Raw genomic sequence first — 14,067 nt, forward strand, 5'->3', positions numbered from 1 at the left:
GGATGCGGCCGGGGGGGGGGGCGCGGGCGCGGCGGTCCGGGGCGGGCGGCCACCTCGACGCCGCGGGCGTGCCGGAGCACCTCGCACACCGTCGCATGCGCCCGCCGGGACCGCCTACTGGCCGACCCGGCCCGGCTGAAGGGTCTGCGTGAACAGCACCGTGCCGTCCTGCTCCCGCAGCCGTACCGTCAGCTCGCCGCTGTCCCCGTCGATGTCGACCTCGCCGAAGAACTGGTACCCGCCCGCGGGCGAGACGTTCGACGCGGTCGGCGCCTTCACGAACACCCGCTCCGGACCGAACGTGGCGTCCAGCGCGCTGGCCGGGAACGCGCCGGCGTTCAGCGGTCCGGAGACGAACTCCCAGAACGGCTCGAAGTCGGTGAACGCGGCCCGGGACGGCTGGTAGTGCTGGGCGGAGGTGTGGTGCACGTCCGCCGTCAGCCACAGCGTGCCGGTGATCCGCCGGTGCTTGATGAACCGCAGCAGTTCGGCGATCTGCAGCTCACGGCCGAGCGGGGCGCCGGGGTCGCCCTGGGCGACCGCCTCGAAGTTCGGCTTGTTCTCCATCGGGTCCGGTACGACCAGGCCGAGCGGCATGTCGGCGGCGATCACCTTCCACACCGCGCGCGACCGGGCCAGCTCCCGCTTGAGCCACTCCAGCTGCTCCCGGCCGAGGATGCCCTGCGGGTCCACGGTCTGGTCGTCGGCGGAGTTGGCGTTGCGGTAGGTCCGCATGTCGAGCACGAACACGTCCAGCAGCGGGCCCTGGTGGAGCACCCGGTAGACCCGGCCCTCCTGCGCGCCCGGTCGCAGCGTGGACAGGGGGAAGTACTCGCTGAACGCCCGCCGGGCGCGCGCGGCGAGGACGTCGATGCTCTTCTCGGTGTAGCGGGTGTCGGAGGAGGCGATCACCTCGCCCGGGTACCAGTTGTTGCGCACCTCGTGGTCGTCCCACTGGATGACCGACGGCACCTGGGCGTTGAACCGGCGCAGGTGGGCGTCGAGCAGGTTGTAGCGGAAGTTGCCCCGGTACTCGGCGAGGGTCTCGGCGACCTTGGACTTCTCCTCCGTGGTGATGTTCCGCCAGGTGCCGCCGTCGGGCAGCGCCTGGGTGGCGGTGATGGGGCCGTCGGCGTAGATGTTGTCGCCGCTGCACAGGAAGAAGTCGGGGTCCAGCTTCGCCATCGCGTCGTAGATGCGGTAGCCGCCGAGGTCGGGGTTGATGCCCCAGCCCTGGCCCGCCAGGTCGCCCGACCACAGGAAGCGCACGCCGTCCCGGCGGTGCCGGGAGACCGTGCGGAAGGTGCCGGTCACGGGCTCGCCGGTGCGGCGCGGGTCGTCCGGGTCGGCGAGCAGCACCCGGTAGTGGATCTGCTCGCCGGAGGGCAGGCCGTGCAGCCGGGTGGTGCCGGTGAAGTTCGTGCCGGCGCCCAGCAGCGGGCCGTGCCACCGGCGCGCGTCGCGGAACGACTCGGTGGCCGAGGTCTCCACGATCATCCGGGCCGGCCGGTCCGAACGCACCCAGACCAGACCGGAGTCGGCGGTCACGTCACCGGTCTGCACGCCCCAGCCCGCCGTGGGCCGTCCGGAACGGGCGAACGCCGGGGCCGCGCCGAGGCCCACGGGGAGGGTCAGGGCCGCCGACGCGGCGAGGGAGCCGCGCAGAACGCTGCGGCGACCGGGGAGCGGACGGTGGGACATGGCTGCGCCTCCAGGGACGGGATCCGGCCAGTGTGCAGAGCCACACCTAACTGGGGCGCCGCGGCGCGCACACGAACCGGAAGTGAACTCCAGTCGGCGGCAGGGCGGTCAGCGGTCCTCAGCGGCTGCCGTCCAGGATGACCCGCGCGACCAGCGCCGGGTCGTCGTTCATCGGGCAGTGGCCGCAGCCGGGCAGCCGCACCAGCCGGGCGTGCGGGATGAGCTGCTTGGCCCGGATGCCCTGGCGGCGCACGAGGATCCGGTCGCGGGTGCCCCAGGCCACCGTGACCGGCAGGCCCGACAGGTCGTCGGTGAAGCGGACGGTGGTGCCCGCCCGCAGGGTCGCCTCGAAGCCGGTGGCACCGACGAGCGCGAGCGTCTCGGCGACCACCGCCTCCGGTGAACGGCGCGCGGGGCGGGCGTAGATGGTGCTGGTCAGCGCGGTACGGCCGGCCGCCGAGCGGGACAGCCCCTCCACCAGCGGAAGCGGAAGCCGCTGGGCGATGCCCCGCATCGCGAGCAGCACCGTGAAGGCGTACCGCCGCTCCGCCTCCGACCAGAAACCGGCGGGGGACAGGGCGGTGACGGACCGTACGAGCCTCTCCCGGCCCAGCTCCAGGGCGAGCAGGCCGCCCAGGGAGTTGCCGGCGACGTGCGGACGCTCCAGTTCCAGCGCCTCGAACAGGGCGCCGAGCACGGCGTTGGTGGTGGGCAGGTCGTAGGCCAGGCCGTCCGGGAGCCCGGGGGACGCGCCGAAGCCGGGCAGGTCGACGGCGACCACCTCCCGCTCGGTGGCCAGGATGTCCACGACCGGGTCCCAGGCCTGCCGGTGATGGCCGATGCCGTGCAGCAGGACCAGGGGTTCGCCTCGGCCCACGCGTGCGTAGGACACGCTGACATCGCGCGGGCCGTGCGGGGCGGGGACCTTGAAGGAGACGGTGGCGGACATGGGTGCTCCTCGTCTGGGCTGCTGACGGACGCCGTAGACAGCTTGTCAGCAATTACTACCGGTCGGTAGCCCCCGGGCTCGTGCCCGTCGTACGGCCTCCCCTGCAGTCCCCTCGTACCGTCCCCGCGTACGATCCCCGCCTACGGCCCTCAACGCGTCCGGCGCACCTCGACGTTGAAGTCGGCGTGCCCGAAGCGCCCGAACAGCGCGAGCCACAGCGGCAGATACATCTCGACCGCGCGCGCCGACCGGATGCCGCCCAGGTCCAGCACCCGGTCGGCCGGCCAGCCGAACTCCCCGAGCAGCGCCGTCACCTGCTGCTTGGCGCCGGGATCCGCCCCGCACACGAACACGTGGTGGTCGCCCGGCACCCGCCGCGGATCCACCATCACCTGGCAGTTGACCGTGTTCAGCGTCTTGACCACGCGCGCGTGCGGGAACGCCCGCTGGATCCGCTCGGCCACGCTGTCCGACTCCACCGGGTCCAGCCGCGGCTGCCCGTCCTCGAACGCCAGCGGATTGGAGACGTCCACCAGCACCTTGCCGTGCAGATGCTCCGCACCGGCCGCCCGCAGCGCGTCCAGCGCCACCCGGCCGCCCACCGCGTTGACGACCACCTCGCCCGCCGCGGCGGCGTCCGCGAACGTCCCCGCGTGCGCCCGGCCGGCGTCGGCCGTCGCCCACTCGACCGCCACCGGGTTGTCCCGGGAGCGGGACCCCAGGGTCACCTCGTGCCCCAGTTCCAGCAGCCGGCCGGCCAGCGTGCGGCCCACCTCGCCCGTGCCCAGCACCGCGTACCGCATCGCCCACCTCACGGTCACCGGCCGCCGACCGCCGGCGGCCCGCGGTCATTGTGATCCGGACCGCTCCTGGAGCCGGGCATTCCGGGTGGACAGCGCAAGGTGTGTCGGCTGGGATGGACCCGTGACCGCCGACCTCGCCACGGACGTCTTCGAAGACCACCGGCCCCTGCTCATGGGAGTCGCGTACCGCATGCTCGGCCGGGTCGCCGACGCGGAGGACGTGGTCCAGGAGGCGTGGCTGCGCTGGTACCAGGCCGACCGCGCGGCGGTCCGCGAACCGCGCGCCTACCTGGTGCGCGTCACCACCCGGCTGGCCATCGACCGGCTGCGCCAGGTCCAGTCGCGCGGCGAGGCGTACGTCGGGCCGTGGCTGCCGGAGCCGTACCTCACCGAGTTCGCCGACACCGCGCCGGACACGGCGGACCGCGCGGTCCTCGCCGACACGGTCTCCCTGGCCGTCCTGGTGGTCCTGGAGTCCCTGTCCCCGCTGGAGCGGGCGGTGTTCGTGCTGCGGGAGGCGTTCGGCTACCCGTACGCCGAGATCGCCGCGCTGCTCGACCGCGCCGAACCGGCGGTACGGCAGCTCGCCGGGCGGGCCCGCCGGCACGTGGCGGAGCGGCGTCCCCGGTACGAGGTCGACCCCGTGCGCCGCCGGGACCTGACCGAACGTTTCCTCGCCGCCGCCGCCGAGGGCGACCTGGAGGGGCTGATGTCCCTGCTCGCCCCGGACGTCCGCCTGGTCGGCGACAGCGGCGGCAAGGCCAAGGCGCCGGTGCGCGTCCTGCACACCGCCGACAAGGTCGGCCGCTTCCTCGTCGGCGTCGCGCGCTCGGGCCCCGCGGACATGTCCTACCGGCCCCTGGAGGTCAACGGCGGCCCGGCCGTCCTCATCCTGTCCGGCGACAAGCCCGACAGCCTCTTCCAGGTGGACATCGCCGACGGGCGGGTCACCGCCGTCTACATCGTCCGCAACCCCGACAAGCTGCGGCACCTCACGGGCGACTGAGCCGCCCGTCGCCCCCGCGCGCGCCCGAGCCCCCGTCGTCCGGCGGGGGCTCCGCCGTGCGTGCCGTGCGTCGGGCGCTTTGCCGCGATGTCACACGCACCGCCGCACACGAACGCCGCGTGAACGCTTGCGCGCGGGTCGCCTGCCCGTTCGTGCAGGGACCGAGGATTGGTCTTGACCAAGGGTGACGGCCGCCCTATCGTCGCAGAGAAGTGCAACAACCTTTAATAAACAAGGGCGCTAAAAACCGCCGGACCACGGCTCTTGCGGAGGACAGGGTGGGGACCACGCAGCTGGAATCGGTACCGGAACCGAAGTACTGGCATCTGAAGACCGTGCTCACCGAGGCACTGGACTCCGAGTTCTCGGTCGGCGAGATCCTGCCCAACGAGCGCGATCTCGCGGCCCGCTTCGGCGTGGCCCGCGCCACGCTCCGGCAGGCGCTCGAACAGCTGGAGCTGGAGGGCCGGCTCCAGCGCCGACGCGGGGTCGGTACGACCGTCGCGCCCCCGCGCGTGGGCGTGGCCGTCGGCACCGAACAGCACACCTGGCCCGGCGCCGCCGGAGACGCCTGGCAGCCCGTCGACAGCGTCCAGGCGGCACCGCCCGCCGCCGTCGCCGCGGCCCTGGAGACCGGCGCGGACGAGCCCGTCCACACCGTCCGCCGCTCCCGCATGTCCCACGGCCAGCAGGTCGCCACCGAACTGCTCTACATCCCGGCGGCCTCCGTGCCCGGCCTGACCGCGATCGACGCCCCGTCCGGCGCGGCACGCGCGCGTGCGGTGCTGCGCGAGTTGCAGCACCTGCCGCTGGAAGGGGAGGACCGCGCCGTCGAGCTGGGCTCCGCGCGCGCGGAGGACGCCAAGGAACTCGACCGGCTCCCCGGCTCCCCCGTCCTCGTCGTCACCACCCGCTTCTTCGTCCAGGGCCGTACCGCGGCGATCTCGGTCGCGACCTACCGCGCCGACACCTGCCGGCTCACCTTCGGCGAATCGGCCGGGGTGGAAATACACCACGACCCGGAGAAGCGAGCCTCCTGACGCACGGCGGAGGTCCGACCCGGAGGCGCGGGGGCCGAGGTGTGGCCCCCGCGGCCGGGCGCGTCGGCGCCGACGACGCTGCGCCTGACGCGACCGTTGTGGCGGCGGTACCGCTGTACCCCGGGGTGCCATGGTCACCGGCGGGCGGTCACCGTGCCGGGCACCCGGGTCACCGGCGGGCGGTCACCGTGCCGTCGACCGCGAACAGCTGCTCCTCCACATGGTCCAGAGCCAACCGCAGCGCCCCCGTGGCCACGGCCGCCTCCCCCAGCACGGACAGCGCCACCCGGGGCGGCCGCAGGCAATAGCGGGCCAGTTCGCACCGCAGCGGCTCCAGGACCCCGTCCAGACCGGCCGCCCAGCCCCCGATCACGACCAGCTCCGGGTCGAGCGCCAGCACCAGCGCGGCCACGTCGTGCACCAGCCGCTGGATGAAACGCTCCACGGCCGCCCGGGCCCGCTGGTCACCCTTGCGCGCCAGCGCGAACACCTCGGCGACCGCCTGCTCGTCCAGCGGGTGCAGCGGCTCGTCGGTGGTGGACAGCAACGCCTCCGGCTTCGCCTCCCGGCCCAGCAGGTGCAGCGCGCCGATCTCCCCGGCCGCCCCGCCGTAGCCCCGGTGCAGCCGCCCGCCGATCAGCGAACCGGCCCCCGGGCTCAGCCCCGCCAGCACGAACACCACGTCGTCCGTCTCGGTCGCCGCACCCTTCCAGTGCTCCGCGACCGCCGCCGCGTTGGCGTCGTTCTCCACCAGCACCGGACACCGGAAGGAACGACTCAGCCGCTCGCCGAGCTTCAGGCCCGTCCACTGCGGCAGGGCCGTGCTCAAGCGCACCGTGCCGTCCGCCTCCACGATGCCCGGCGTGCCCACCCCCACCGCCCGCAGCGAGCTGCGCGCGACCCCGGCCCGGCGCAGCAGCTCCGCGACCGCGCCGCGCAGCCGGTCCAGCCGCTCGTCCGCCGGGGCCGTCTCGCCGACCTCCTTGGCCTGTGCGCCCAGCACCCGCCCGTCCAGGTCGGACAGGAGCGCGGCGACCCGGTGCGGGCCGATCTCCAGACCCAGCAGATGACCCGCCTCGGCCCGGAACCGGAACCTGCGGGCGGGCCGCCCCTGCCGCCGCGCGCCGCCGTCCTCGGCCGCCGCCTCCACGACGAGGCCGCCCTCGATGAGGCCCTCCACGACGCCCTCGACGGTCGGCCGGGACAGTCCGGTGACGCGGGTGATCTCGGTGAACGTCGCGCAGTCCGTGGCGCGCAGCGCGTGCAGCACCACAGCGGAATTGATCCTTCGCAGCAGCGAGGGATCGCCACCGGTCAGCTGCCCCACCGTCCGTCCTCCCAGCTCGCGGCGTGTTGGCCGGATCGTACTCGGCGCGGTCCGCCCCCGGCGAGTACCGGGTCCCGCACACCGCCGGGCCTGCGATCACCCTGGTTCCACGAACCCGGACTCGTACGCCGCGATCACCGCCTGCGTACGGTCGCGCGCGCCCAGCTTGGCCAGGACGGCGCTCACATGCGACTTCACCGTCTCGGCACCCACCACGAGCCGGGAGGCGATCTCCGCGTTCGACAGCCCCCGCGCCATCAGCCGCAGCACCTCCGCCTCGCGCTCCGTGAGCCGGGCCTGTTCCAGCGCGGTCCGCGCCGGCCGGGCGCCGTCGCCGTACCGGGCGGCGAGGCGCCGCACGGACGCCGGGAACAGCAGCGACTCGCCCTCCGCGACCAGCCGTACCGCGTGCACGATCTCGGCCGGGCGGGCCCGCTTCAGCAGGAACCCGTCGGCGCCCGCGCGCAGCGCCTCGTACACGTACGCGTCGTCCTCGAAGGTGGTCACCACGAGGATCTTCGGCGGCTCCGCCACGGTGCGCAGCACCGCGCGCGTGGCCTCGATGCCGTCCATGAGGGGCATGCGCACGTCCATGGCGACCACGTCCGGCCGCAGTTGCCGCACCAGCGGGATGACCGCCGCGCCGTCGGCCGCCTCGCCCACCACCTCGATGTCGGGCTGGGCCCCCAGCACGGCCCGCAGACCCACGCGGACCAGGGGTTCGTCGTCGACGAGGAGTACGGTGACCGGCATCCGGCCAGCGTAGATCAGCCGACCGGCAGCTCCGCGCGGACCTGCCAGTCGCCCTCGTCCGGGCCGGTCCGGGCGGCGCCGCCGAGCAGCGCGGCCCGCTCCCGTATGCCCCGCAGACCGCTGCCCCGCCCGGGGCCCGGTACCGCTCCCGGCAGCGGGTTGCGGACCTCCAGGGCGAGCGTCCCGTCGCCGACCGCGACCCGGACCCGCACGGGCACGGCCCCCGCGTGCCGCAGCACGTTGGTGAGCGCCTCCTGGAGGATGCGGTAGCCCTCGCGGGACACCGGGCCCGGCACGGCCTCCACCGGCCCCGTGACCTCCGCGTCGACCTTCGCCCCCGAGGCCCGCGCCGACTCCAGCAGCCGCCCGGCGTCGGCCAGCGTGGGCCGCGCGCTCACCGGCGGCTCGGCCTCCCGCAGTACTCCCAGCACCCGCTCCAGATCCTCCAGTGCCGCCCGGCCGGTCTCCTCGATGGCGCCCAGCGCCCGGTCGGTGAACTCCGGATCGCCCGCCGCCCGCGCGGCGCCCGCCTGCACCACGGCCACCGTCAGGGCGTGCCCGATCGAGTCGTGCAACTCCCGCGCGATCCGCGCCCGTTCCAGCAGCTGCTCGGTGCGCTCCTCCAGCGCGGCCAGCCGCTCGGCCGCCGACGGCCCGAGCAGCCGGCGCGCACCGGCCGTGACCAGCGCGCCGAGCCCGACGACGACCCCGTACAGGGCGAGCAGCGGCAGCGGCGCCAGCAGCGCCCAGGCACGGTGCGGCGGCAGCCGGTCCAGCAGCGGGACGCCGGACGGCGCCACGCCCCCGGCGCACCGCGCCAGTTCGAAGCAGAGGACGGGCAGCCACACCGACGCGAACACGGCCACGGCACCGAGCAGCATCCGCAGCTCCAGCCACAGGACCGTACGCAGCCGGTCCCGCCAGGTCGCCGCCGGTGCCTCGGAGATGCCCGGCTCCCGCTCGCCGGGCGTGAGCAGCAGCCGCGCCTGCACACCCTCGCCCTTGCGCACCGCGGGCACGAGACCGAGCGGGACGAGCAGCAGCGCGGGCACCCAGGGGACCGACGGGAAGACGAAGAGCCAGACGCTGACCACCAGCATCGGCACCCACAGATGCAGCAGGCGCGTGTACGTCGTCCCGCGCAGCAGCGGGCGCAGAAGGCGAGCCATGGCCCCATCGTGGCAGCCGGCACCGACAACGGGCCTCCCCCGCACGGGGGAGACGGTCCCCGCCGGCGGGGGAGGAGCCGATCGCCGCGCCCGGCCAGGCTGTCGGGCATGACCAGCATCGACGTACGAGACCTCACCAAGGACCACGGCGGACGGCGGGCCGTGGACCACCTCACCTTCCGGGTGGGTCCCGGCAGGGTCACCGGGTTCCTCGGCCCCAACGGCGCCGGCAAGTCCACCACCTTGCGCCTCCTCCTCGGCCTCGACCGGCCCACCGCCGGCACCGCCACCATCGGTGGCCGGCCCTACCCGCGGCTCCGCGAACCCCTGCGCAGGGTGGGCGCCCTGCTCGACGCGGGCGCCGCGCACGGCTCCCGCACCGCCCGCGACCATCTGCTGGCCCTCGCCGCGAGCAACCGCATCCCGGCCCGCCGCGTCGACGCGGTCCTGGAGGAGACCGGTCTCGCGCCGGTCGCGCGGCGCAGGGTACGGACGTACTCCCTCGGCATGCGCCAGCGGCTCGGCATCGCCGCCGCCCTGCTCGGCGACCCCGAGGTCGTCCTGCTGGACGAGCCCGCCAACGGACTCGACCCCGAGGGCATCGTCTGGATCCGCACGCTGCTGCGCCGGCTCGCCGCCGAGGGCCGTACGGTCCTGGTCTCCAGCCACCTCATGGGGGAGACCGCCGCGTTCGCCGACCACCTGCTGATTCTCGGCCGGGGCCGTCTGCTCGCGGACACACCGGTGCGGGAGTTCATCCACGCGCGCGTACGGCCCCGCGTCCGCGTCCGCACCACCGATCCGGCCGCCCTGGGCGACCTGCTCGCCCGACACGGTCACGACGCCTCCAGGGAAGCGGACGGGACGTGGACGGTACGGCACGCGCGCGTGGACGACCTGGGCCGGCTGATGTCCGAGGCGGGCCTTCCCGTCCTGGAACTCGCCGCCCACGAGGCCACCTTGGAGGAGGCGTACCTCGATCTGACGGCGGCCGAGGCCGAGTTCACCGCACAGCCCCAGGAGGTCTGACCGTGTCCTTCGTACCCGCGCTCCACGCCGAGTGGATCAAGATCCGTACCCTGCGCCCGCTGCTGGGCGCCCTCGCCGCGGTCCTCCTCGCCACCGCCGCGTTCTCGGTGCTCGCTGCGGCCGACGGGGACGACGCCGACCCGCTGTACTCCGTGTTCTTCGGCGTCAACGTCGGGCAGGTCGCCGCCATCGCCTTCGGTACGACGGCCGTCGCGTCGGAGTTCCGGGGCGGCGCGCTGCGGCTGACCCTGTCGGCGGTGCCCGACCGGGGGCGCTGGTTCGCCGCGAAGACGACGGCGATCGCGCTGCCGGCGCTGGCCGTGGGGCTGCTCACCGGCTTCGTCACCCTCCTGACGGGCCGTGCGGCACTCGGGGCCTCCGCTCCCGGCTGGGCCGAGGGCCTGCGCGGCGCCGTCGGCTGCGGCCTGCACCTGGCGCTGATGACCCTGTTCGCCGCCGGACTCGCGGCCGTGCTGCGCAGTGCCGTCGCGACCCTCGCCGTGCTGATCCCGTTCCTGCTGATCGTCTCCTTCGTCGTCGGTGATCTCTCGGGCGGCGCCGCCGACTTCCTCCCCGACCGGGCCGGCCAGGTCGCCCTGCACAACACCTGGGACGGTGCCCTCGGCCCGTGGAGCGGGCTCGCGGTGACCGCGCTGTGGACGGCGGCGGCCCTGGTGGCGGGCGGGTGGAGTGTGCGGCGCAGGGACGCCTGACTGACGGACCGCCAATTGTCAGTGGCCCCCGCTTTACTGGATCCCATGGACATCGCGAAGTGCCTGACCGTCATCGACCTGCTGTGCGCCCGGGAGTTCCCGTCGGCGCACGGCAGGACGGAGCACGGCGAGAGCGGGCCCGGCTATCACATAGCCGCTTTAGGGACCAGCGAGGAGTTCTGGGAGGGCGACGGCAGCGAACGGGAGGAGACGGAGGCGCAGTACGAGGCCGACCGGGACGGCCTCGCGGAGCGGCTCGGGGAGCGGTGGGGCCTGCCGCAGCGGTTCAGCCTGTACAGCGTGCTCGACCGGACCCTGGCGGGCGAGGACATCGCGGAGCCGTGGGCGGGGCTCAGCGGTCACGTACCCGACGTCCACCTGTGGCGCGTGCCGGAGGCGGGCCGCTGGGTCGCCCTCGGTGTGTCCCAGTGGGACAAGGAACTGCCGTTTCAGCTGCTCGGGATAGTGACGGAGACCGATCCGCCGTGACCGGGCAGGCCGGCCGCCTCCCGCAGCCGGGCGAACTCCTGCGCCATCGTCGCCGCCGTCCAGTGCGCGTTCAGCCCACTGGGGTTGGGCAGCACCCACACCCGGGTGCCCCCGATGGCCCGTTCCTGCGGACCGACCCGGGCCGTGCGGTCGCCGAAGGCGGCCCGGTACGCGGTCACGCCGACCACGGCGAGCCACCCCGGCCGCAGCCGCCGCACCTTCTCGGTGAGCAGCCGTCCGCCCTCGGCGTACTCCTCGGCGCTCAGCTCGTCGGCCCGCGCGGTCGCCCGCGCCACCACGTTCGTGATGCCGAGGCCGTACGACAGCAACTCCCGCTGCTCGGCCGGTTTCAGCAGCCGGGGCGTGAAGCCGGACAGGTGCAGCACCGGCCAGAACCGGTTGCCGGGGCGGGCGAAGTGGTGGCCGGTCGCGGCCGTCATCAGCCCCGGGTTGATGCCGCAGAACAGCACCCGGAGGCCGTCCGCGACCACGTCCGGGACGAGCCGGTCGCGGGCGGCCTCCAGTTCCGCCTTGGTGAAGCGCGGTGCGCGGGGTGCGCCGGTCAGAGGATCGCCCCCGGGGTGTAGCCGGCGGCCTCGGGGTGCTGCTTGACGATCTCCTCGATCCGGCCGACGACCACACCGACCTGGTCGGCGGCGGCGCCGGTGAAGGAGAGCTTGTCGGCCATCAGCGCGGCCAGCTGCTCGCGGTCGAGCGGCAGCCGCTCGTCGGCGGCGAGCTTGTCGAGCAGGTCGTTGCGCTCGGCGCCCTGCTCACGCATCGCGAGGGCGGTGGCCACGGCGTTCTCCTTGATCGCCTCGTGCGCGACCTCGCGGCCGACCCCGGCCCGCACGGCGCCCATGAGCACCTTGGTGGTGGCGAGGAACGGCAGGTAGCGGTCCAGTTCACGGGCGATGACGGCCGGGAAGGCACCGAACTCGTCCAGGACGGTCAGGAAGGTCTCCAGCAGGCCGTCCAGGGCGAAGAAGGCGTCCGGCAGCGCGACGCGGCGGACCACCGAGCAGGACACGTCGCCCTCGTTCCACTGGTCGCCCGCCAGCTCGCCGGTCATCGAGGCGTAGCCGCGCAGGATGACCATGAGGCCGTTGACGCGCTCGCAGGAGCGGGTGTTCATCTTGTGCGGCATCGCCGAGGAGCCGACCTGCCCCGGCTTGAAGCCCTCGGTGACCAGCTCGTGCCCGGCCATCAGCCGGATCGTCTTGGCCAGCGAGGAGGGCGCCGCCGCCAGCTGCACCAGCGCGGTGACGACCTCGTAGTCCAGCGAGCGCGGGTAGACCTGGCCGACGGAGGTGAACGCCTGCGAGAAGCCCAGGTGCCGCGCGATCCGGTTCTCCAGATCGGCCAGCTTCGCCGCGTCCCCGCCCAGCAGGTCCAGCATGTCCTGCGCGGTGCCGACCGGGCCCTTGATGCCGCGCAGCGGGTAGCGGGCCAGCAGTTCCTCCACCCGGCCGTGGGCGACGAGCAGCTCGTCGGCGGCGGTCGCGAACCGCTTGCCGAGGGTGGTGGCCTGCGCGGCCACGTTGTGCGAGCGGCCGGCCATGACCAGCTCGGCGTACTCGCCCGCGAGCTTGCCCAGGCGCGCCAGCACGGCCACCGTGCGGTCGCGCATCAGCTCCAGCGAGAGCCGGATCTGGAGCTGCTCGACGTTCTCCGTGAGGTCGCGGGAGGTCATGCCCTTGTGCACGTGCTCGTGCCCGGCGAGGTCGTTGAACTCCTCGATCCGCGCCTTCACGTCGTGCCGGGTGACCTTCTCGCGCTCGGCGATGGAGGCCAGGTCGACGGTGTCGAGGACACGCTCGTAGTCGGCGATCGCCTCGTCCGGCACCTCGATGCCGAGGTCCTTCTGGGCCCGCAGCACGGCGAGCCAGAGCTGCCGCTCCAGCTTCACCTTCTGCTCGGGGGACCAGAGCGTGGCGAGCTCGGCGGAGGCGTAGCGTCCGGCGAGGACGTTCGGGATGCGGGGCTTGGCGGGCGCAGAAGTCACGTGTCCAGATTCTACTGGCGGTTCGTGCAGGCCAGCGCCACGGGTGTGTTCGGCGGAACCTACGAGACCCCGGTCACCTCGTCCGCGTCGGCCCGGCTCCCGGCCATGACCACGGCGCCGGCTACGCCTGGCCCTCGTACGGCAGCAGCTCCGGCCGCTTCGGCGGGCGGCCGTCCCCCGAGGAGCGGCCGGTCAGGCGGCGGCCTATCCACGGCAGCAGGTGCTGCCGGGCGAACCGGACGTCCGCGACCCGGCGCGTCACCCAGCCCGGCGGGGCCGTCGCCGCCATCGGCACGTGCCAGTCGGTGTCCTCGGCGTCGTGCCCGAGTGTCTGCCACACGGCCTCGGCGACCCTGCGGTGTCCCTCCGCCGTCAGGTGCAGCCGGTCCACGTCCCACAGCCGCGGGTCGGCCAGCGCGGGCGCCCCGTACAGGTCGACCACCAGGGCGCCGTGCTTCTCGGCCAGCTCGTCCACGCAGGCGAACAGCTCCTCCATGCGCGGCCGGAACCGCTCCAGCACCGGGCCCTGGCGGCCGGGGCTGCGCATCAGCACGAGCTGCTTGCAGGACGGTGCGAGCCGTTCCACGGCCTCGGTGAGCAGGCCCCGGACCCGGCCCATGTCGCACTTGGGGCGCAGGGTGTCGTTCAGGCCGCCGACCAGTGTGACGACGTCGGCGTTCATGGCGGCGGCCACCGGCACCTGCTCGTCGACGATCTGCCCGATCAGCTTGCCGCGCACGGCCAGGTTGGCGTACCGGAACCCCGGTGTGCGGGCGGCCATCCGCGCGGCGAGCACATCGGCCCAGCCGCGGTAGGAGCCGTCGGGCAGCAGATCCGACATGCCCTCGGTGAAGGAGTCGCCGACCGCGACGAGGCTGGTGTACGGGGGAGGTGTGGGGTTCGTCTGCATGGCGACAGAGATGGTATCCCGAGGCCAATACCTGCCGGTCGGTCGGCCCGGCCTCACCTGCCGGCCCGGGCGCAGCCCGGCCGCCTCGCGCGGGCCCCCCCCGCAGGGGGGGGGGCCGCCCCGCCCGAGAGGAATTTGGGGGGGGGCGGGCCGGCGCCGGGCCACAACCCCAA

Annotated in this window: 14 protein-coding genes; 5 read left to right on the top strand and 9 right to left on the bottom strand. The window is 74.3% G+C overall.

Translation table 11 applies throughout. From position 1 onward, the window contains the following. Positions 1 to 114: 114 nt before the first annotated feature. The 3 genes from ABZV94_RS25635 to ABZV94_RS25645 form a co-directional block, all read right to left on the bottom strand. Positions 115 to 1,701, bottom strand: coding sequence for an alkaline phosphatase D family protein (locus ABZV94_RS25635; RefSeq protein ID WP_356344114.1), 1,587 nt, complete (start codon positions 1,699 to 1,701; stop codon positions 115 to 117). Positions 1,702 to 1,819: 118 nt separating this feature from the next. Then, positions 1,820 to 2,650, bottom strand: a complete 831-nt coding sequence (locus tag ABZV94_RS25640; protein WP_356344116.1) for an alpha/beta fold hydrolase — start codon at positions 2,648 to 2,650, stop codon at positions 1,820 to 1,822. Between the two features lie 149 nt (positions 2,651 to 2,799). Continuing rightward, positions 2,800 to 3,453: an NAD(P)-binding domain-containing protein gene (locus ABZV94_RS25645; RefSeq protein WP_356344138.1), complete on the bottom strand. Its 654-nt coding sequence runs from the start codon at positions 3,451 to 3,453 to the stop codon at positions 2,800 to 2,802. A gap of 121 nt (positions 3,454 to 3,574) precedes the next feature. Between ABZV94_RS25645 and ABZV94_RS25650 the strand changes: the two genes are divergently transcribed. Both ABZV94_RS25650 and ABZV94_RS25655 read left to right on the top strand, forming a co-directional pair. After that, positions 3,575 to 4,459, top strand: a complete 885-nt coding sequence (locus ABZV94_RS25650) for an RNA polymerase sigma-70 factor (protein WP_356344118.1) — start codon at positions 3,575 to 3,577, stop codon at positions 4,457 to 4,459. Positions 4,460 to 4,737: 278 nt separating this feature from the next. After that, on the top strand, positions 4,738 to 5,499 hold the full coding sequence (locus ABZV94_RS25655; RefSeq protein ID WP_356344120.1) for a GntR family transcriptional regulator: 762 nt from the start codon (positions 4,738 to 4,740) through the stop codon (positions 5,497 to 5,499). Between the two features lie 169 nt (positions 5,500 to 5,668). Here the strand turns inward: ABZV94_RS25655 and ABZV94_RS25660 are convergent, their stop codons facing one another. The 3 genes from ABZV94_RS25660 to ABZV94_RS25670 form a co-directional block, all read right to left on the bottom strand. Continuing rightward, positions 5,669 to 6,826, bottom strand: coding sequence for an ROK family transcriptional regulator (locus ABZV94_RS25660; RefSeq protein WP_356344122.1), 1,158 nt, complete (start codon positions 6,824 to 6,826; stop codon positions 5,669 to 5,671). A gap of 96 nt (positions 6,827 to 6,922) precedes the next feature. Further along, positions 6,923 to 7,579, bottom strand: a complete 657-nt coding sequence (locus ABZV94_RS25665; protein WP_356344124.1) for a response regulator transcription factor — start codon at positions 7,577 to 7,579, stop codon at positions 6,923 to 6,925. 14 nt (positions 7,580 to 7,593) lie between these two features. Continuing rightward, entirely contained in the window at positions 7,594 to 8,748 is a 1,155-nt protein-coding gene (locus ABZV94_RS25670; RefSeq protein ID WP_356344125.1) for a histidine kinase, read from the bottom strand. A gap of 108 nt (positions 8,749 to 8,856) precedes the next feature. Here ABZV94_RS25670 and ABZV94_RS25675 point away from each other — a divergent pair, with 108 nt between their 5' ends. The 3 genes from ABZV94_RS25675 to ABZV94_RS25685 are packed head-to-tail and all read left to right on the top strand — an operon-like array spanning position 8,857 to position 10,979. Beyond that, positions 8,857 to 9,777 (top strand): ATP-binding cassette domain-containing protein, encoded by a 921-nt coding sequence (locus tag ABZV94_RS25675; RefSeq protein WP_356344126.1) that lies wholly within the window; start codon positions 8,857 to 8,859, stop codon positions 9,775 to 9,777. Between the two features lie 2 nt (positions 9,778 to 9,779). Continuing rightward, positions 9,780 to 10,490, top strand: a complete 711-nt coding sequence (locus ABZV94_RS25680) for an ABC transporter permease (protein ID WP_356344128.1) — start codon at positions 9,780 to 9,782, stop codon at positions 10,488 to 10,490. A gap of 45 nt (positions 10,491 to 10,535) precedes the next feature. Beyond that, positions 10,536 to 10,979: a hypothetical protein gene (locus ABZV94_RS25685; RefSeq protein WP_356344130.1), complete on the top strand. Its 444-nt coding sequence runs from the start codon at positions 10,536 to 10,538 to the stop codon at positions 10,977 to 10,979. Here the strand turns inward: ABZV94_RS25685 and mug are convergent. The 3 genes from mug to ABZV94_RS25700 all read right to left on the bottom strand — a co-directional run bounded on the left by mug (position 10,940) and on the right by ABZV94_RS25700 (position 13,894). Further along, positions 10,940 to 11,470 (bottom strand): G/U mismatch-specific DNA glycosylase, encoded by a 531-nt coding sequence (gene mug / locus ABZV94_RS25690; protein ID WP_356344132.1) that lies wholly within the window; start codon positions 11,468 to 11,470, stop codon positions 10,940 to 10,942. The genes ABZV94_RS25685 and mug overlap by 40 nt on opposite strands. A gap of 71 nt (positions 11,471 to 11,541) precedes the next feature. Then, complete coding sequence (gene purB, locus ABZV94_RS25695) at positions 11,542 to 12,984, bottom strand: adenylosuccinate lyase (RefSeq protein ID WP_356344134.1); 1,443 nt, start codon at positions 12,982 to 12,984, stop codon at positions 11,542 to 11,544. 121 nt (positions 12,985 to 13,105) lie between these two features. Then, positions 13,106 to 13,894: an SGNH/GDSL hydrolase family protein gene (locus tag ABZV94_RS25700; protein ID WP_356344136.1), complete on the bottom strand. Its 789-nt coding sequence runs from the start codon at positions 13,892 to 13,894 to the stop codon at positions 13,106 to 13,108. Positions 13,895 to 14,067 lie beyond the last annotated feature (173 nt).

Source organism: Streptomyces sp. NPDC004658, assembly GCF_040609555.1.
GTDB lineage: Bacteria > Actinomycetota > Actinomycetes > Streptomycetales > Streptomycetaceae > Streptomyces.